Annotated in this window: 15 protein-coding genes; 11 read left to right on the forward strand and 4 right to left on the reverse strand. The window is 45.0% G+C overall.

Features of this window, described 5'->3' with window-relative positions; translation table 11 throughout:
- Window positions 1–44: 44 nt before the first annotated feature.
- The 5 genes from FLK61_RS19130 to FLK61_RS19150 all read left to right on the forward strand — a co-directional run bounded on the left by FLK61_RS19130 (window position 45) and on the right by FLK61_RS19150 (window position 5818).
- The gene (locus FLK61_RS19130; RefSeq protein WP_430708827.1) at window positions 45–914 is read left to right on the forward strand and encodes a carbohydrate ABC transporter permease; all 870 of its coding nucleotides are present in this window, start codon (window positions 45–47) and stop codon (window positions 912–914) included.
- Window positions 915–928: 14 nt separating this feature from the next.
- Window positions 929–1810: a carbohydrate ABC transporter permease gene (locus tag FLK61_RS19135; RefSeq protein WP_176010938.1), complete on the forward strand. Its 882-nt coding sequence runs from the start codon at window positions 929–931 to the stop codon at window positions 1808–1810.
- A 36-nt stretch (window positions 1811–1846) separates the two neighbouring features.
- Window positions 1847–3427, forward strand: a complete 1581-nt coding sequence (locus FLK61_RS19140) for a glycoside hydrolase family 43 protein (RefSeq protein WP_176010939.1) — start codon at window positions 1847–1849, stop codon at window positions 3425–3427.
- A gap of 7 nt (window positions 3428–3434) precedes the next feature.
- A complete protein-coding gene (locus FLK61_RS19145) occupies window positions 3435–4049 on the forward strand; it encodes a YesL family protein (RefSeq protein WP_176010940.1) in 615 nt (204 codons plus the stop codon).
- Between the two features lie 62 nt (window positions 4050–4111).
- Entirely contained in the window at window positions 4112–5818 is a 1707-nt protein-coding gene (locus FLK61_RS19150) for an endo-1,4-beta-xylanase (protein ID WP_176010941.1), read from the forward strand.
- 340 nt (window positions 5819–6158) lie between these two features.
- Here the strand turns inward: FLK61_RS19150 and FLK61_RS19155 are convergent, their stop codons facing one another.
- Genes FLK61_RS19155 through FLK61_RS19165 form a run of 3 tightly spaced genes read right to left on the reverse strand, consistent with a single transcriptional unit; the run spans window position 6159 to window position 9099 of the window.
- A complete protein-coding gene (locus tag FLK61_RS19155; RefSeq protein ID WP_176010942.1) occupies window positions 6159–6353 on the reverse strand; it encodes a hypothetical protein in 195 nt (64 codons plus the stop codon).
- Window positions 6347–7162 carry a hypothetical protein gene (locus FLK61_RS19160; RefSeq protein WP_176010943.1) on the reverse strand — a complete coding sequence of 272 codons (816 nt, stop codon included), beginning with the start codon at window positions 7160–7162 and terminating at the stop codon, window positions 6347–6349. Before FLK61_RS19160 ends, FLK61_RS19155 begins: the two co-directional genes overlap by 7 nt.
- Before the next feature lie 17 nt (window positions 7163–7179).
- Entirely contained in the window at window positions 7180–9099 is a 1920-nt protein-coding gene (locus tag FLK61_RS19165; protein WP_176010944.1) for a putative bifunctional diguanylate cyclase/phosphodiesterase, read from the reverse strand.
- A gap of 180 nt (window positions 9100–9279) precedes the next feature.
- Between FLK61_RS19165 and FLK61_RS19170 the strand changes: the two genes are divergently transcribed.
- The 6 genes from FLK61_RS19170 (at window position 9280) to FLK61_RS19195 (ending at window position 17664) form a co-directional block, all read left to right on the forward strand.
- Window positions 9280–10107, forward strand: coding sequence for an AraC family transcriptional regulator (locus FLK61_RS19170; RefSeq protein ID WP_176010945.1), 828 nt, complete (start codon window positions 9280–9282; stop codon window positions 10105–10107).
- 206 nt (window positions 10108–10313) lie between these two features.
- The gene (locus FLK61_RS19175; RefSeq protein ID WP_176010946.1) at window positions 10314–11600 is read left to right on the forward strand and encodes an extracellular solute-binding protein; all 1287 of its coding nucleotides are present in this window, start codon (window positions 10314–10316) and stop codon (window positions 11598–11600) included.
- Window positions 11601–11715: 115 nt separating this feature from the next.
- Window positions 11716–13005 (forward strand): carbohydrate ABC transporter permease, encoded by a 1290-nt coding sequence (locus FLK61_RS19180; RefSeq protein ID WP_176010947.1) that lies wholly within the window; start codon window positions 11716–11718, stop codon window positions 13003–13005.
- Window positions 13002–13847 (forward strand): sugar ABC transporter permease, encoded by an 846-nt coding sequence (locus tag FLK61_RS19185; RefSeq protein WP_283811869.1) that lies wholly within the window; start codon window positions 13002–13004, stop codon window positions 13845–13847. Before FLK61_RS19180 ends, FLK61_RS19185 begins: the two co-directional genes overlap by 4 nt.
- A 35-nt stretch (window positions 13848–13882) precedes the next feature.
- The gene (locus FLK61_RS19190; RefSeq protein ID WP_283811870.1) at window positions 13883–15946 is read left to right on the forward strand and encodes a beta-galactosidase; all 2064 of its coding nucleotides are present in this window, start codon (window positions 13883–13885) and stop codon (window positions 15944–15946) included.
- Entirely contained in the window at window positions 15943–17664 is a 1722-nt protein-coding gene (locus FLK61_RS19195; RefSeq protein ID WP_176010948.1) for a glycosyl hydrolase 53 family protein, read from the forward strand. The genes FLK61_RS19190 and FLK61_RS19195 overlap by 4 nt, the downstream gene beginning before the upstream one ends.
- An 80-nt stretch (window positions 17665–17744) precedes the next feature.
- On the opposite strand, the gene FLK61_RS19200 is transcribed toward FLK61_RS19195, so the two are convergent.
- Window positions 17745–19127, reverse strand: coding sequence for a S1C family serine protease (locus FLK61_RS19200; RefSeq protein WP_176010949.1), 1383 nt, complete (start codon window positions 19125–19127; stop codon window positions 17745–17747).
- Between the last annotated feature and the right edge of the window lie 63 nt (window positions 19128–19190).

A 19190-nucleotide genomic window follows, 5' to 3' on the forward strand; every position in this document is an offset into this window, starting at 1 on the left:
ATTTTTCTTTTATCCGAATGGAGTGATCTTAAGTGAATCATATTATGTCCGATAAACGTGTTATTGCCTTGTATACACTACCTGCACTTCTGATTCTGCTCGTTCTCATATACGTTCCGATTGTGCTGACTGCTTATTACGGTCTGATGGATTGGGACGGAATTGGTGCAATGACATTTGTAGGTCTTGAAAATTATACTGCTTTACTCTCTGATGGAATGTTTTGGCGAAGTGCCTACCACTCACTACTTCTAGCACTCTTTTCGGTTGGAAGCTTAGTGCTCTACTTAGCTATTTCCTTAATACTTGCAAGTAATGTAAAAGGAGCAAACCTATTCAGAAAGATTTACCTAATCCCTATGCTTCTTTCCTCCGTTGCTATTGCGCAGCTATGGCTACGTATTTACCATCCTACAAATGGAGTAATGAATCGATTTTTAACGTCTGTTGGTATTGAAAATCCGCCGCTTTGGCTATCAGATACAAGCATTGTCTTGTTTGCTATCTTCATCCCGATCATTTGGCAGTATGCAGGATTTTACATCATCATTTACTATGCAGCGCTTAAAAATATTCCGGCCGAGCTTGAGGAAGCTGCAAAAATTGATGGTGCTACGCCTTTTCAAATCGCCTATAAAATCAAGCTACCTTTAATTGCTGGTGTGATGAAGGTAACCGTTGTGTTAGCTGTTATCGGATCTTTAAAGTACTTTGACTTAATCTACGTAATGACGGATGGAGGACCAAGTGGTGCCAGTGAAGTAATGGCGTCCTATATGTATAAGCTTGCTTTTAGAACCAATGACTTTGGTTACGGAAGTGCAGTAGGGTTCTTCTTACTCGTATTAATTTTAATTGTGACGTATCTCATTCGACGCGCAACAGCATCGAAAGAAGATCAGGTCCAATATTAAGGGAGGGAATGTACATGTCTTCAAGCACAGCAACAGCTACAACTTCAGAAGGACTGAAGCTCGGACCATTCCGCTTTAAGCCCTTAAATCTTTTGTTATACATTGCGTTATCACTCGTTGCCGTTATTCAAATATTACCTTTAGTATGGCTGTTTTTATTCTCGTTAAAGGATAACCAAGAGGTATTTAACCTTCCTCCATTAGCACTCCCTGGCGATCCACAGTGGGGTAACTACGCTCGTGTATGGACAGAGGGAAATATTGGCCTCTACTTCTTTAACAGTGTCTTAGTTACGGGCTCTGCGGTCATTTTAACCGTGCTCTTAGCAAGCTTTGTCACATTTGCGATTACACGAATGAAGTGGAAATTAAATAAGCTTGTACTCGGACTATTTATGGTTGGCTTAATGATTCCAGTTCATTCTACGATCATTCCATTATTTAGTTTCTTCTCAAGCGTCGGATTAATGGATACGCACCTTTCTATTATCTTAACGTATACGGCATTTAACCTGCCTCTCACGATGATGATCCTACTCGGCTTCTATTACACAATACCGAGGGAGCTTGAGGAAGCAGCAATTATGGACGGCTGCTCCGTGCACCGTATGTTCTTCCGTATCATTTTACCGATCACAGCGCCAGTTGTTGCTACAACTGCGATTATTAACATGATTTACAATTGGAACGAATTTATCTTTGTAAATACCTTCTTAAGCTCAGACCGTAACAAAACGCTTACAGTTGGTATTCAAAACTTCATCGGTCAATATTCTACCGACTGGGGTGCAATTGGAGCAACGCTTGTCATTAGTATGCTTCCTATCCTTATCGCCTTCCTTCTTTTAAGTAATCGTATTGTGGAAGGTATGACAGCAGGCTCTGTAAAAGGCTAAAACTCACAACAAAAATCATTGCTTAGGAGAGATAACATGTCTACAATTCAAAACCCTATTCTACCCGGCTTCCATGCAGATCCATCCATCATGCGAGTTGGCGACGATTTTTATATCGCCACTTCGACGTTTGAATGGTTCCCTGGAGTACGCATTCACCACTCAAAGGACTTAAAGAACTGGAGACACGTATCGAATCCATTAACGAGAAAGTCACAGCTCGACATGAAAGGCAATATGAACTCAGGTGGCGTATGGGCTCCTTGCTTAAGCTATAGTGATGGCACATTTTACTTAATTTATACCGATGTCAAGCAGTGGCACGGCGCTTATAAGGATGCACACAACTACCTTGTCACGGCTCCATCTATTGAAGGTCCATGGTCGGAACCCATTTTCTTAAATAGCAGTGGCTTCGATCCCTCTCTTTTCCACGATGAAGATGGGCGTAAGTGGTTAGTGAATATGGTGTGGGATTATCGCACGGCGAATCATTCCTTTGCCGGCATCGTTCTACAGGAGTATTCAGTCGAAGAGCAAAAGCTTGTTGGACCAGCTAAAAAGATCTACGACGGAACAGATATCAAGCTTACGGAAGGTCCACACATTTATAAAAAAGATGACTACTACTACTTATTAGTAGCAGAGGGTGGTACGGAGTATGAGCATGCGGAGACGGTTGCTCGTTCCAAAAACCTTGAAGGACCATATGAGACGGATCCAAACTATCCGTTAATTAGCTCGTATAACCACCGTGATCTACCGATTCAAAAGGCTGGGCACGGAAGTTTGGTCGACACACCGAACGGCGAGTGGTACTTTGCGCATTTATGCGGTCGTCCGCTAAACGGCAAATACTGTACGCTCGGTCGGGAAACATCGATTCAAAAAGTGGAATGGACGGAGGATGGCTGGCTTCGTCTCGCTCATGGATTAGGTTCGTTCCCGCAGGATACAACGGAAGCACCAAACTTACCAGAGCACCCATTTGAAAAAGAACCTGCAACAGATAACTTCGATACTGATGCGCTAAGTGGCGCATGGAACTCCCTACGAGTTCCTATGGACGAGAGCTGGGTGTCACTAACGGAACGTCCTGGTCATTTACGATTGTTTGGACGTGAATCCTTATCTTCTGTGCACCAGCAAAGCCTTGTGGCAAGAAGACAAACGTCCTTTACATGCAATATTGAGACAGAGGTCGCGTTTGACCCAACACACTATCAGCAAAAAGCTGGTCTTGTCATGTATTACGATACAGAGGACCATGTGTATCTGCACGTGACACATCACCCGGATAAAGGACGCGTTCTACAAATTATTCGCACGAAAGCAAATGAATATGAGGAGCTTCTAGCACCACCGCTTCGCATTGCGCAATCTGGACCTGTGAAGCTTCGCGGCGAGATTCGCTACGATAAACTACAGTTATTCTTTAAGGACGAGAATCGCACAGACTGGGAGAAGGTCTCAATCGAGCTAGACACAACCCACATGTCCGATGATTCCGCAGCCCAAGTTCGTTTTACCGGCACGTTTGTCGGCATGGCCTGCCAGGACTACAGCGGTCAGCGCCTGCACGCAGATTTTGATTACTTTACGTACGAAGAGGAGTGAGTAGTACATGATTACCGTTCGCTGGATGAATAACCCGTTATACGTTGCCTGTGATTGGCTTGTTAAACTCGCCTATATGCACTTTTTGTGGGTCATCTTCACTGCCTTAGGTGGCTTTGTCGCTGGACTATTCCCAGCAACGGTTGCGCTACACACACTTGTAGGGAGGCTCGCCCGGGGCGAGTCGACCTACGAGATACTCCCAACCTTCTTTGCTATTTGGAAACAAGAGTTTATCCGCTCTAATAAATATGCACTAGTATTCTTTTTAGCTTTCGGCTTGTTTTTTGTCAACTTTAACATTATGACTGTTTTCCCTGACGAGCTTCTATTCTTCATGATGACAGGGATGGGTATCAGCGTCTTTTTCTTTGCCATTATCGTAAGCTTCTTCTTTCCGGTTTACGTATCTAGACCCGATTTATCCTTCTTCAAAATGATAGCGCTTTCTCTATTTTTACCTTTCCGACATATGAAGAGCATGCTCATCTTTTTAGGTGGCATCCTGCTTCTACTAGCACTCTATTATTTCCTTCCAATGCTCGGATTCTTTTGGGGCATCTCGCTACTTGCTTGCATCACGACGCTAATCACAACAAAAGAGCTCACACCTATCAAGTAGCTTTAAATTAGGTATGTCGTGCAAGACCCACATACACATCACATTGATAAGGGAGAGATTTGATGATTACACGCAAGACAAAATTGTCCGTTGCTACAGGTTTATCGCTCGCACTCTTATTACCGACTACAGCTGGTGCTTCCCCGTTTGCGGAGGAACCACACGCGCTTGATGTGACACCTTTACACGAGATTTACTCAGATATTTTTGATATCGGAGCGGCCGTAGAGCCTCACCAGCTATTAGGAGAGACGGGCGATGTGCTCCGTCACCATTACAATAGCTTAGTGGCCGAAAATGTGATGAAGCCTATCTCCATTCAGCCAGTTGAAGGAGAATTTGACTTCACAGAAGCAGACAAGCTCGTTGAATTTGCACGTGAGAACGATATGTCGCTTCGCTTTCATACACTAATTTGGCACAGCCAAGTACCTGACTGGTTTTTCCTCGACGAAGCTGGAAATCCAATGGTAGACGCGACAGATCCAGTCGCTAGAGAAGCAAATAAAGTGCTCCTTCTAGAGCGTCTTGAGACACACGTAAGAACAATTGTTGAACGCTATAAAGACGATGTTGATTCGTGGGATGTCGTAAACGAAGTGGTGGATGATAATGGTGGACTTCGTGAGTCACCTTGGTACTTAATTACTGGCACAGATTACATTCGAGTAGCCTTCGAGACCGCTGCCGAGTATAAGCATGAGGATGCTAAGCTATTTATCAACGATTACAATACGGAGGTTGAACCGAAGCGCTCTGCTATCTTTAATTTAGTAGAAGAGCTTGTGGAAGATGGCGTTCCAATTGATGGTATGGGACATCAAGGACACATTCAAATTGGCTGGCCGTCATTAGAAGAGATGGAAGACTCTATTGAAATGTTTGCCGGTCTTGGATTAGATAATCAAATTACAGAGCTTGATGTGAGTTTATACGGATGGCCACCTCGCCCGGCTTACCCAAGCTACGACGAGATTCCAATGTTTGAGTTTGAAAGACAAGCAGATCGCTATAATGATATTTTTGAGCTTTATGAGCGTCAATCAGACAATATTAGTAGCGTTACCTTCTGGGGAATTAGCGATAACCATACATGGTTAGACGATCGCGCAGAAGAATACAACGATGGAATTGGTAAGGACGCTCCGTTCGTCTTCGACGTCAACTATCGCGTGAAGCCAAGCTACTGGGCAATTGCAGATCGTGGGGAGTCCGAAGAGCCAGGAACGCCTGAAGAGCCTGGTACTCCGGTAACATTCCCTGACGTAACTCCTGCAACAAATGGCTATGAAGCCATTATGCGATTAGCACAAGCTGGAACGATCACAGGATTTGAAGACGGCACGTTTAAGCCTAGCGCCTCGATCACTCGCCTACACACTGGCTTGATGCTGGCGCGCGAACTAAACCTTGCTGCAACTTCTTCAAGTAGTTTCTCCGATATTCCTAGTGATTATCGCTATCTAGCAGAAGTAAATGCCCTTTACTCTGCCGGTGTTGTACAAGGAACGTCTGACGGTCGCTTCATGCCTCAAGCTGCTATTACTCGTGGAGAGCTTGCAGCAATGCTCGTTCGTGCCTATGACGTAGCACCTGCAGCAAGTGGAGTAGCACATCCATTTACAGATGCTGTTGGCAGCCCATATGAGCCGTATATCTCCGCTCTTTATCAGGCTGGTTTAACAGCTGGTACGAGTGCAAATGCGTATGAACCAAACCGCCCTGTTACACGAGCGGAATTAGCTATTTTTGTCTTACGCATGCAGTAAGTAGATTAGTAGGTAAAGCCCTCTTACCAATAATGGTGGGAGGGCTTTTTTGTTTTTTTGGGGGATGGAGGGGTTTGCGTCAAGTAGAAGTCCGTATGCATCACTTTAGCTGTCGTTTGCATCAAACTCGACATCCGTTGGGTCAGTTGAAAGAGCGCTTGCATCAGTTTAAAGCTCGGTTGCAGCAAATAGTGTTCAAGGTGCGTCAATCGGGGCTTCTTTTGCATCTGTTCAAATAGCTATGCGTCAAAGTAAGATTCGTTTGCACCAAGTTGGTAGGTGAATGCGTCGATTAGGGTGGCGATTGCGTCAAATAGCCCTCCGTTTGCACCAAGCCACATTAACGTACAAAAATGTGATGTAATAAAGGGTTCCAATCGATTTCTTGATTGAACTGCCACCACCATTGAACGCTACAATCTCTATTGACCATCACACTCTCGTTATTGACCGCTCGTGCAACGCTATTGACCGCACCGCCACTGTTATTAACCGCACGGTTCTCTACGCGCGCTGATCTACTACCAACTACCAATCGGCTCCCTCCCCTATCAATCTCCCTATCTCAGCTAGCACTTCTTTTTTTGTATACGATCCGTGATGCCGCCCCAATGAATCGACCTTGCTTCCAAGACCAACAAATTGCTCGGACGGCCGGAAATGAAGAACGACCATCGGAATGCCAAAAAACGTTCCTGTTTGATACATCGCAGATGGATACCCCTCTACAGTTTGCTTCTCTCCTAAAACGGCACCTAACGCACACAGTTGCTCTGTTACTGTAGCACCGAGAGACAACAGCCTCTTCGGCTTTAAATACAAGACACGTTCTTTAAACAACTCATGCACTGAAGCATCCTCAAACCATGTCTCTCGCTCTGGAATCTTTCCCATCTGCCTTATAGTTGCAAATGGAAAATAATCGACATGAATGGCACGCATGGATTCGTTCATTGCTCGATAAAACGAAGCTCCCATCCCCTGCAAAAAACCTTCTAACTTAGCTCCTCCCTCTTGCCCAAACCAAGGTCTCGAGATCGATTCGTTCGCAAAGTACTTTTGAAAATAGCTAATCGACTTCCGAAGCATGATCTCATCATCATGAAATTCCTGTAAGCTACCTTCTTTATCGCGCGTAAAAAACTTACGTTGTTCAAGAGGTCTCACGCAACCGCTCCGCAACAAAAACTCCCCTTTAGAAGGATTCACCCCTACAGTTACTAGCTCCGCTCCTGTTTGTCCATACCAAAGAACTGGTGTACTTCGCTCCACCAGTTCTCCTGACTCCATATAAGTCGCTTGCATACGCACTGCCCTTTGAAGTAAAAACGTCGCTTGATCCATGTGCCGCATACTCTCCTTTAAAACGTTCGAACGCGATTATCTTTATAAAAGCGTACTAGTTCTCGAAGTGGCATCGGACGTGCAAAATAATAACCTTGTACAAAGTTACTTCCCATCCGATAGGCAAGCTCGAGCTGCTCCTGTGTCTCTACGCCCTCCACAACCACGTGCTTTCCAATCTGCCTAAACGACTGTGCAAGTGCTTGAATCACAATAAAATTATCTTCATTTCGCTCAGCCTCATACAATAGCGTCTTATCTAGTTTAATGCAGGAGAACGGGAATTGAATCACATTTGATATATTTGTATACCCTGTCCCATAGTCATCTAGACTAAATCCAATGCCTAGTGCCTCAAACTCCTCCATCGCTACTTTCATCTTATCCATGTTGTCGAGTACCACACTTTCCGTTAGCTCAAAGTGCAAAAATCCACAGTCTACTTGTTCTCTAGTGGAAACATCGAGGACGCGTTCCATCAAACGATCATGAAAGATTTGAATAGGAGAGATATTGACGTTAATTTGATCAATCGAAATCCCTTCTATACGAAGACGCTTTTTAGCTTGGCAGACTACCTCTAAAAGTACTTCTCCTAACTCCTGAATCAGCCCCTTCTCTTCTGCAATCGGGATAAATTCTCCGGGTGAGATGAATCCAAGCTCCGCCGAGTGGAGCCTAGCTAAAGCTTCTAGCGAACGAAACTCACCTGTCTTTACACAGTAGATTGGCTGAAAATACACATCCACATTTCGTAAATGAATGGCTTTCTTTAAGATCTCTTCGATCGTTTGTCTTCTTTTGAAAAAAACAAGCGCATGCGTCGTAATCGTATCGACTTCTATGCCTGCTTTTTTATTCATTTTAACTTGCCTTTCTAATACTGCTACAGTGTCCTCAATCGTGCCCGTCACTTTTGGAATAGGAATGGTGACAATCGTCGCTCGTAGTTTTACGACAATACCGTTCACATCCCATGTATCCTGTAGCCTTGTATGAATGGCTTGCATGCAATCAGCCTCTGCTGTATAACTCGATACAATAGCGAATTCATCACCTGAGAACCGACACACTCGTCCCTCTTTACTAAGTGTAGAAAGGTATTTAGCAAATGCATGAAGTGCTTGGTCTCCGATTTCTTCTCCATATTGATCGTTGATCGACTTAAAATCGTGTAGGCTGACTAGTGTAATTAACGTATCCTCTCGATTTTCTAGACGCATCTTGAGGATTTGAGTAAATGCTCGACGATTTAACACGCCTGTGAGATCGTCCTCCAGTATTTTTTTGTTTTGCACATAGAGGTAGGTAATGGTTAGGCCCGCTGTTACGGCTGTGCTAGAGATTAGCAGCTCAGGGAAAATGAATTCTACGCCTGCAAGCGCGAGACCTAGTAGCGGGTAGGATAGTAAAACAAGACGCAGGTTGAGCGGGAGTTTGTTGCGCATTCTATAGACAACTAGGACGATCAACGACAAGTAAAAGATGGGGACAATATACATAGCAAGATAGAGTGGCCCTGGAGTCGTTGCGACGCCCTCCTCCAGTTGATAAATCAGTCCAGTAAACGGGGAAATCATAACGAGAACAGCAAAAAGAAGGTAGATAAAACTGGTTGTTTTTATCCACTGATAGACGTGTTTAGGTGCCTTCCAAATGATCGAAGTCGAATAATAAAAAATAAGAGGAAAGACACCAATCATGAGTAGCCTGGTAAAGATATTATTAGCATGTTGAACTGTAGTCGACATTTGATCTGCGTTGCTCTCTATATAGACAGTCATTAAAAGTGCTAGCATCGAGAGAATTGTTACGACAAGCGTTGAGCGAAACAATTTATTTTGAAGGGTATCTATGCCTTGCCCTCCACGGGAATAAACAAAAAGAATGATAGCAATGATCAACGCGCTGTAAATTGGACCCGCATTTAACCCCATCGCTACCATCTCCTTTTTTGTTTGAATTTTCTAATAGTATACCATATATCCTGTTACTAAAGCCCTTACAATTAGCTTCCTTTTTACCTATTCCCTTATTTATTATGAAAAAAGCACTTTTCTTTCTAACGGTTTCATGTGACTCTTATAAACAAAGAGTTTACCTAAAGAGGTGATCAGATGTACTTTTCTAAAAAGCGCTATACGTTCTCACAAACAGGGTCCTCGCTACCTCTTTTTGTAGAGAGTGTCGGATATAATCCGCAAGAATTAGACTTCAACCGCCCAGAAGGCTATCCGCATTACCACTGGCTACAAACGACAGATGGCGAAGGATTATTTACGTTCCAAGGACAGAGCTATCCCTTGCCGAAAGGTCGAGGCATCTTCATTAACCCATACACGCCTCATGCCTATCACACAGTGAAGCGTCCGTGGTCTACAGCCTACATCACGTTTGGCGGAGCATCCGTCTCTTCGATTTTGACGGCTCTCGAGTTAAACGGATCGGCTGTTTACGAAGAGCCACGGGACGAACCACTCACACAGATCATTTACAAAATGATGGAGGAAGTGCAAACAAACATTGAGTTCTCCTCTTTACAACTGTCACGCTATCTCTATGACTTTTTGATTCAGCTCAAACAGCACGCGAGGGCGAATAACTCTCACTCTCTCTCTCATTTCTATGAAAAAGTACGTCCCATCGTCGACTGGCTCGAAATTTCATTTGCAGAAGACATCGGCCTTGCAGATATTGCAAAACACGCGAATGTGAGTCCTCAGTACTTAAATCGGCTTTTTCAAGAAACATTTTCGTCGAGTCCTTACTCTTTTCTTGTCCAACTACGCATTCGAAAAGCAAAGGAACTTCTTGTTGCAAGCCCCGATCTTCCCTTAAATCAAGTGGCAAGTCTGACAGGATTTAAGGATGTTAGCCACTTCGTCGCAACCTTTCGACGCCGCGAACAAATCACCCCAAAGCAGTACCGTATTCTCCACCATTAGGCACGATGTCCCTTACATAGACATCGTGTTTTTGTTTCATATTCTTATATTAGTAGCGAATTATTTTATATCAGGAACTTTTTGAAAGCGCTTATAATGTTTGTATATCAAGTATTTAAGTTTATAAACTGAAAGTAGCCACAAAAAGATATTATTATACTTTATGTGACTATTTCCACACACTATTTTCTAAAGGGGATGGGGAAATGAAGCGATATGCTTTAACCGTATTACTATCAAGCGTTGTTGTATTGACAGCCTGCGGACCTGACAATGAAGAGTTCACTCAAAATGAGGGCGCCACAAACACACCGGTCAATGAAAATACGGATGACACGTCAGATTCAGCTGATGAACCGGAAATGCCGGAGTCACTGGAAATCTGGGCGAACGATGATGAATATCAGTTTGCGGCTATTGAAGAGCTTGCGTCTCAGTTTACCGAAGAAACAGGCATTGACGTTGTTGTAACGCCTTATTTAATGGCGGACCAAGATGAGGCTTTCGCTTTAGACGGTCCATCCGGAATTGGACCAGATCTAATTTTTCAGCCGCACGATCGATTAGGAGAGCTGACGAGCCAAAACCTACTAGCTCCACTTGAAGTCTCAGAGGATGCACTAAGCGAATATACGGAAGAAGCAGTACAATCGTTCACATTAGACGGAGAAGTTTACGGAGTTCCCCTTGTCATCGAAAATACCGCACTTTACTATAATCGTGATTTAGTCGAGGAAGTGCCAGAGACGATGGAAGAGGTCTATGCGCTTGCCGAGGAGATGACGGACGCAGCGAATGATGATTATGGTTTTTTATTTGAGGCACTCAACTTTTACCACGTTTTCCCTTGGATCGGTGGTCACGGTGGATATGTCTTTAGTCAGGACGCCGATGGTAACTATGACACCGATGATATCGGCTTAGCAAGCGAAGGAGCAGTGACTGCGTACGAAGAGGTCCAATCCTTGTTTGACCGCGGCATCATTCCAAGAACAGTTGATGAGGATGTCATAAATGGGCTTTTCACAGATGGGAAAGTTGGGATGGTTGTCTCTGGGCCTTGGGCGCTTGCTAACTTCTCGGATGCTCTCGGTGATTCCCTAGGCGTGACGACGATTCCAACGCTCTCAAGCGGAGAGGAACCAACGCCTTTTGCGGGAGTAAAGGGATGGCTAGTCTCAAACTATTCGGATAGTACCTATTGGGCTTCTCAGCTCGCGTTGCACTTAACTACCGCTGACGCGCAGTCCTACTATTATGACGAAACGGGAGAAATCCCTGCTAGACCAGATGCAGAAGTGACGAGCGAATTTGCAGAAGCCTTTTTAGAGCAGTCTCAAACTGCTATTCCAATGCCTAACATTCCGGAGATGGGTCAAGTGTGGGCACCTATGGAGGATTCCTTACAATACATTGCGGATGGAGAAGAGCCAGCTGAAGTATTAGAGGAAGCAGTGGAAGAGATTCGCGACTACATCATGATGATGGAATAGAAAGCTGCATGTATTCGGCTCAGCTAAACAGATTAGACGGGCGTGGAGTAACCCCACGTCCTCCTCTAATCAGATCTATTCTTGTCATGAGCCGCACAGAAGGAGGCTAATATGTATGACAACAGAGATAAAGGAGCGTTCACACTCTCCTAAAAAAGCAGCGCTTCTTTCCATCATTCCTGGAGTAGGACAGCTGTATAACCGCCGTTTTGTTAAAGGTTCTATCTTTCTCATTTTTGCTTTCGCATTTTTTATAGCATTCATGGATTTCATCGATATGGGTTTATGGGGAATCGTGACATTAGGAACAATCATCGGACGCGATCATTCTCTCATTTTACTTATTCAAGGGCTAGTGACGATCGTTTTGCTTACAATGGCTATCGGATTTTACATCTTTAATATAAAGGATGCGCACCGTGATGCGACAAAGCTTGCACAAGGCTTCCATGTGCCAACCTTACGAGAGGCCTTTCACCATTCTTATGAGAAGTCCTTTCCTTATTTTTTAATAGGGCCTGGACTATTTCTCGTCGTATTTTCGATCATCCTCCCACTCGCCTTTATGCTCTCTCTAGCATTCGTCAACTATCGCCTGCGCAATTCTCCCCCTGCGGCTTTACTTGACTGGGTTGGGATCGAAAATTTTGTGCAACTCATCACTGTCCCGATGTGGCAAAATACATTCGTATCTGTATTCAGTTGGACGATTATTTGGACGTTAGTAGCTACAACGCTTCAAATTATTCTCGCTCTTTTTCTTGCCGTACTCGTAAATGACAAGCGAATAAAGTTTAAGAGAACAATTCGTACGATGCTCATCTTACCTTGGGCAGTTCCCGGTTTTGTCTCTATTTTAATTTTTGCAGCGATGTTTAATGATGGATTTGGTGCGATTAACCGTCAAATTATGGAGCCGTTATTCTCTATGAGCATTCCATGGTTAACCGATGTCTTTTGGACCCGAGTTGCCATTATAGCCATTCAAGTTTGGCTAGGCTTTCCTTTTGTATTTGCCTTATTCACAGGGGTCTTACAAAGTGTCTCAAACGAATGGTATGAAGCCGCAGACGTAGACGGGGCTTCACGCTGGCAAAAGTTTCGATCAATCACTTTTCCACACGTCATGTTTGCAACAGCTCCGCTTATGATTATGCAGTATACGTTTAACTTCAATAACTTTAATATTATTTATTTGTTTAACGAAGGAGGACCTGCTGTTAGAGGCCAGAACGCCGGCGGGACCGATATCCTGATTTCATGGGTGTACAACTTAACATTTAGCCAGCAAAACTACAGCATGGCAGCAGCTATTTCGATGATTATTGGACTAATTGTCGCCTCCTTTGCCTTTCTGCAGTTCCGACGTACACGTACCTTTAAAGAGGAGGGGGAAATCTATTGACACGCCGAACGAAAAGTAAGCTAGAAGTCGCCGCTATTTACGCTGTGTTTGTCATCATGTTTATCATCATTGCCTATCCTCTGCTGTGGACGATTGGAATGTCTGTGAACCCTGGCAGGAGTTTATTTGCAGCTTCTATGTTTCCTGAGAGCTGGAGCTTCGAGCATTACAGATGGCTCTTTTTTGATGATCCAAGAGGACGATACCTGATGTGGTATCAAAACAGTCTGTTTGTCGCTAGTTTAACGTCTCTTTTCTCCGTTATCGTAGCCGCGTTAACGGCGTATGCCTTCTCGAGATTTACGTTTAAAGGGCGTAAGAATGGGCTGTACATTTTACTCGTCTTGCAAATGTTCCCGATTTTAATGGCAATGGTCGCTATTTATTTACTATTAAGTATGATTGGATTGATCGATAACTTGTGGGGACTCATCATTATTTACGTTGGATCAAGTATTCCAATGATGACCTTCCTTGTAAAGGGCTACTTTGATACGATTCCACGAGAGTTAGACGAAGCTGCTCGTATTGACGGAGCAGGCCCATTACGTATCTTCTTTACCATTATGCTTCCTCTTGCTAAACCAATCTTAGCGGTTGTAGCACTATTTCAATTTATGACTCCATTCATGGACTTCCTCCTACCGAGAATCATCTTGCGTAGTGAGGAAAACTTTACACTTGCACTAGGATTATTTAATTTTGTTAGCAACGAATTCGACAATAACTTTACGCGATTTGCAGCAGGTGCGATTCTAGTCGCCATTCCTATTGCAGCAGTATTTCTATTCCTTCAGAGATACTTAATCTCCGGACTAACCGCTGGAGGTACGAAGGGCTAGGCATCGCGAACAACTTGATTAAAGGGTGATATACAATGACAAAACGTTTTAAACCAATCTCAGAGCGCGTCCCCCATATGCTTCATGGCGCAGACTACAATCCCGAGCAGTGGCTTCATAACCCTGCTATCTTTGAGCAGGATCTCGCTCTCATGAAAGAGGCACATATAAACGTTGTGTCTATTGGCATTTTTTCTTGGGTCACCTTAGAACCCGAAGAAGGTACATTCACGTTTGAATGGCTTGATACCGTTATGGATCGTTTAGCTACAGAGGGGATCTCCGCCTTCCTAGCTACACCAACAGGCGCACGCCCTGCTTGGATGTCGCAAAAATATCCTGAGGTGCTTCGCGTGACAGCTGCGAGACAGCGTAACCTACATGGGGAGCGTCATAATCACTGTATGACCTCACCCGTCTATCGGGAAAAGACAGCGTTAATCAATACGCTCTTAACCGAGCGTTACAAGGATCATCCAGCTTTGATCGGCTGGCACATTTCCAATGAGTACGGCGGCGATTGTCACTGCGATAATTGCCAAACAGCTTTTCGCGAGTTTTTGAAAGATAAATATAAGACGCTTGAGGCACTGAATCATGCTTGGTGGACAACGTTTTGGAGCCACACGTATACAGACTGGGAGCAGATCGAATCCCCTGCTCCGCATGGCGAAAAGTCGGTGCATGGACTCGCCCTCGACTGGAAGCGATTCGTCACGTCGCAAACGATCGATTTTTATTTGCATGAAGTCGCGTCGATCAGGCAGGCAGGATCTGACCTACTTGTGACGACGAACTTCATGGAGGCGTTTGAAGGGCTAGACTATTGGCAGTTTGCCAAGTATGTTGACGTGATCTCATGGGATAGCTATCCAACTTGGCACACGCCAGGAAAAGCACTGGAAACAGCCGTGTGGACCGCATTTAATCATGATCTCATGCGCTCGTTAAAGGGCGGTCAACCCTTCATGCTAATGGAGAGCACACCAGCCCAAACGAACTGGCAGCCGGTCAGTAAGCTTAAAAAACCAGGTATGCACGAGCTGTCTTCCCTACAGGCGATCGCGCACGGATCCGATACAGTCCAATATTTCCAATGGCGCCAAAGCCGCGGTTCTAGTGAGAAATTCCACGGCGCTGTAATAAGCCATGAAGGAACGAATAAAACGAGAGTCTTCCAGGATGTCGCAAGGCTTGGCAGTAGACTGACAGAGCTTGACGACGTCGTCGGTACAACGGTTCCAGCGAAAGCTGCGATTATGTTTGATTGGGATAACAGATGGGCGATTAAGGAGTCACAAGGTCCAAGAAATCAAGGCATGTACTATGAAGAAACCGTTCGCGAGCACTATCAAATACTATGGGAGCGTGGTATTCCAACTGACGTTATCTCACCAAAGCACGCGCTACACTCGTATGATCTTGTCATTGTGCCCATGCTCTACATGATGACGGAGCAAACTGCAAGCGCACTTGAGCAGTACGTAAAGCAAGGTGGCACGCTCGTTACCACCTATTGGTCAGGTGTCGTTGATGAACGTGACTTAACGTACCTTGGAGGTCGTGCGAAAGCTTTTACACGAGCAATTGGCGTCTTCCCTGAGGAGATTGACGGGCTATATGAGGAGGAGCGCAATCTGATTTCTGGTAGAGAAGGCAGTGCTGTGGAGGGCGCTGTCAAGCACCTTTGCGAAATCGCTTCAACTACGGGGGCAGACGTCCTCGCTACGTATGAGGAAGACTTTTATGCAGGTCACCCAGCCTTTACGAAGCATTCGTATGAGCATGGTACGGCATTTTATGTAGCAGCCCGACCTGAGATGGACCTGTTACGAAAGCTCTATGATGTGGTGCTAGAGGAAGCTGAGGTGAAGGCCGCTATCTCTGTGGCGATTCCTTCCGGTGTTTCTGTCCAAAAGAGAAGTGATGGAGTGCACGATTATGTGTTTGTGATGAATCTGACGGAGGAACCGCAGGAGCTTGGATTTGTGCCAGAGCTTGACCGGACGGTTGTGCTTAAGGGCTATGAAGCGGTTGTGGAGAAGGTGTCAGTGAAAGTGTCGAGTGAAGTTACACCACTAAAAGGAGGGCAAGGATGAAGAGATTACTCGCATTTGCTGTAGGATCGTCGTTACTGATTGGCGCGAGCACGCCCGTTTTTGCAGAAGAGGGAGCAGAGAAGGAATTTATTCGAGGCGCAGACACGTCGCTACTGCCTAAAGTAGAGAGAGGCGGAGGGGTGTTTACAGTAGACGGACAGCCTTCAGACGCGCTTGAGATTCTAGAGTATCACGGTGCCGACTACATCCGCTTAAAAATTTGGAAGGATCCAATTAATGTCGGTGGCGCAAATGATTTAGAGGAGACCGTCGCGATGGCGGAGCGTGTCCGCGAGACAGATATGAAGCTCCTGTTAAACTTTCACTACTCTGACTTTTGGGCGGATCCAGGCAGACAGGACAAGCCAAAAGCTTGGGAGGATCTCTCCTTTGATGAGCTGACGCAGGCGGTGTATGACCATACGTATGAAACATTGACGGCGTTAGAGGAGGTCGATGCTTTTCCCGAAATGATTCAGGTCGGGAATGAAATTCAAGGCGGTCTCCTCTGGCCGGATGGGAAGGCGTATGGTGATGTGCTTGGAGAGGATTACGGTGGATTTGATAACATTGTGACCCTTTTACAGGCTGGCATTGACGCGATTCATGATGCAACTCCCGCTGGTGCTGATCCAGAGATCATGCTTCATCTAGCTGACGGTGGCGATAACGGTCTGTACCAATGGTGGTTCGACGAAGTAACCTCCCGTGGTCTGGCTGATTTCGATATCATCGGTCTCTCCTACTACCCTTACTGGCATGGCTCGTTGGAGGATTTGCGCACGAACCTGCATGACATTAGCGAGCGCTACGACCGTGACGTTTTAGTGGTAGAAACCGCGTATGGGTTTACATTAGACGATGGTGATGGACATGAGAATATCTTTTCTGCAGAGGATGCAGAAATAGCTGGCTATCCAGTGAGCCCGGAAGGACAGCTTGCTTTTGTACGTGACTTAGAAGCAGTTATTCAATCCGTCCCAAACGATCGTGGTAGAGGCTTCTTCTACTGGGAACCCACTTGGATTCCATCTGAGAATGCCGGCTGGCGTGATGGCGAAGGGAACGCGTGGGAAAATCAAGCATTGTTTGATTTTAACGGAGAAGCTCTCTCGTCATTAGCGATGTTTGGTGAACCTGCGAATGATGGTGGTGAAGAAGTGATTTCATTCAACGATGTTGACGGTGATACCATTGGCTATGAAGCAATTATGCAACTGGCTCAGGATAGAGTCATTACAGGATTTGTTGATGGATCGTTTCAGCCTGCTGCATCCGTATCACGTTTACACGCTGGGTTAATGCTTGCTCGGGAGCTTCAGTTGGATGTTGATTCGTTAGTTGCGATGAGCTTGTTTCGTGATATTAGTGAGGATCATCCTTATGCGAGTCAGGTGCAGGCTTTCTATGATGCGGGGATTGTGCGCGGCACGACAAACGGTGACTTTTTACCTCAGACATCTGTGACGCGTGGTGAGCTTGCAGCTATGCTTGTGCGTGGGTATGAGGTGGAGGCTGATGGTGAGGAAGGTGACAGCAACATTCGTAACCATCTATTTACAGATGTGTATGGCAGTCCTTATGAATCTTACATTGATACACTTTATCAATCTGGAGTTGTTGCCGGCGTTGCAGTTGACCGCTTCGAGCCGAATAGGCCTGTTACACGAGCGGAGCTGGCTATCCTGCTCATGAGACTTCGGGGAGTTGACTTGTAAGAGGTTTTTGGAGAGAAAAGATTGAAAGAAGCCCCGTGCGAGCGACCGTGCTCGTGCGAGGCTTCTTTTTATTAGGACACTTACTCAAAAAACTCCTCATAGGTCCAGAAGTTGCCGTAAAGATCCTCGACTCCATCATCGTAATAATAAAATTCTCCGTCGAAGTAAGGCTCTCCATCAAACGTGTCTAAACCGGATGAATTAAATTCGTTCTCTTCATAGTAATACTCGTCATCCTCATAGTAATAGTCTTCATCTTCTTCGTAGTAGTACTCATCGTCCTCATAATAATAATCCTCATCTTCATAATAAAGCTCATCATTATAATAAAACTCGCCTTCGTTGTAGTCTTCTTCATAGTAGTAATCTTCCTCGTAGTAATAGTCATCATCGTAATAATAATCATAGTTGCTATAGTAATCTTCCCAAAACTCGTCGTCCCACTCCCAGTACTCATAATAATCGGCGTCCGCCGAATAATCTCCACCATAAAAATCTCCGTCAAGCCAGCCGTCACTATAGTAAAACTCCCCGAAGCTGTTGTAGAAAAGCTCATTCACTTGGTCACGACTTAAAGGATTGGTAATCCAGCCTTCAATCAGATCATAAACGGTATAGATAGGAATACTAAATGCAATCAACGAAGCGTCATTTCTTTTAGCAGAATTGATCGCAAAGATTTCTTCTGTCTCAATCGTCATCAGTGGACCGCCACTATTACCAGGCTCAATTGGAGCAGAGATTTGGTAGACATCTGAATAGGTAAAGTTATCAATAACAAAGTCTCGTCCAGCGCCAGTGACGTAGCCCATCGCAACTGAATTCTCGTAGCCTAGTGGAGTACCTAGAGCAAGCACACTCTCTCCCACATCTATTTTTTTCTCATGGGCAATGCTAGAGGGAGTCCTGCCCACAAAGTCTGCAACGTACACAATCGCTACATCAATCTCGTTTGAGTACCCAATTACTTGGCCGCTGTGCTCTGTGCCTGCCAAAGTTGTTAGAGTCACATCTGTAAATCCTTCCACCACGTGGGCGTTTGTGACTACGACACCACCCCCGTTATACAAAAAGCCTGACCCTTGTCCGGCTGGTGTGTAGATCGTATACACGTGTTGCTGTGCGTCTGCAATAATCTTGGTAAGATTACGCGCGCTCTCGCTTTCTTCGTCAGGGCTTACGATGTTACGGATAGCCTGCGGTTGCTTTATGTTTAATTGTTCTTCCGTGTCCGACACAAGGGCAACTCTCTCTTCAGGCGATGAAGTAGCTTCTGTCTGCTCCTGTTGATCTGGCAAAAAATATGCTAATGGATCTAGTACTACATAAGCTAACGTACCGTTAACAGCTAAGAACATTAGTACAACAAACGTAACTAAAAATGAGCGCTTTCTTCTATTCCCACAGGATGAACAGTATTTGCCTCGCCTTTGCATCTGATTTCCGCACGTCGAACAATACATATATTCCCTCCTTCTGTTGTATATACCTAAGACTATCATACCTCTTTATTTACAATCTTGAAC

It is taken from the genome of Paenalkalicoccus suaedae (genome assembly GCF_006965545.2).
In the GTDB taxonomy this organism is placed as follows: Bacteria; Bacillota; Bacilli; order Bacillales; family Salisediminibacteriaceae; genus Paenalkalicoccus; species Paenalkalicoccus suaedae.

Bases quoted from the DNA above. Each gene is read 5' to 3' on its own strand.
- FLK61_RS19130 (WP_430708827.1), top strand. From the start codon at position 45: ATGTCCGATAAACGTGTTATTGCCTTGTATACACTACCTGCACTTCTG.
- FLK61_RS19165 (WP_176010944.1), bottom strand. From the start codon at position 9,099: ATGGGGTTAAATGCGGGTCCAATTTACAGCGCGTTGATCATTGCTATC.
- FLK61_RS19150 (WP_176010941.1), top strand. From the start codon at position 4,112: ATGATTACACGCAAGACAAAATTGTCCGTTGCTACAGGTTTATCGCTC.
- FLK61_RS19190 (WP_283811870.1), top strand. From the start codon at position 13,883: ATGACAAAACGTTTTAAACCAATCTCAGAGCGCGTCCCCCATATGCTT.
- FLK61_RS19160 (WP_176010943.1), bottom strand. From the start codon at position 7,162: ATGGATCAAGCGACGTTTTTACTTCAAAGGGCAGTGCGTATGCAAGCG.
- FLK61_RS19145 (WP_176010940.1), top strand. From the start codon at position 3,435: ATGATTACCGTTCGCTGGATGAATAACCCGTTATACGTTGCCTGTGAT.
- FLK61_RS19170 (WP_176010945.1), top strand. From the start codon at position 9,280: ATGTACTTTTCTAAAAAGCGCTATACGTTCTCACAAACAGGGTCCTCG.
- FLK61_RS19135 (WP_176010938.1), top strand. From the start codon at position 929: ATGTCTTCAAGCACAGCAACAGCTACAACTTCAGAAGGACTGAAGCTC.
- FLK61_RS19200 (WP_176010949.1), bottom strand. From the start codon at position 19,127: ATGTATTGTTCGACGTGCGGAAATCAGATGCAAAGGCGAGGCAAATAC.
- FLK61_RS19195 (WP_176010948.1), top strand. From the start codon at position 15,943: ATGAAGAGATTACTCGCATTTGCTGTAGGATCGTCGTTACTGATTGGC.
- FLK61_RS19180 (WP_176010947.1), top strand. From the start codon at position 11,716: ATGACAACAGAGATAAAGGAGCGTTCACACTCTCCTAAAAAAGCAGCG.
- FLK61_RS19175 (WP_176010946.1), top strand. From the start codon at position 10,314: ATGAAGCGATATGCTTTAACCGTATTACTATCAAGCGTTGTTGTATTG.
- FLK61_RS19140 (WP_176010939.1), top strand. From the start codon at position 1,847: ATGTCTACAATTCAAAACCCTATTCTACCCGGCTTCCATGCAGATCCA.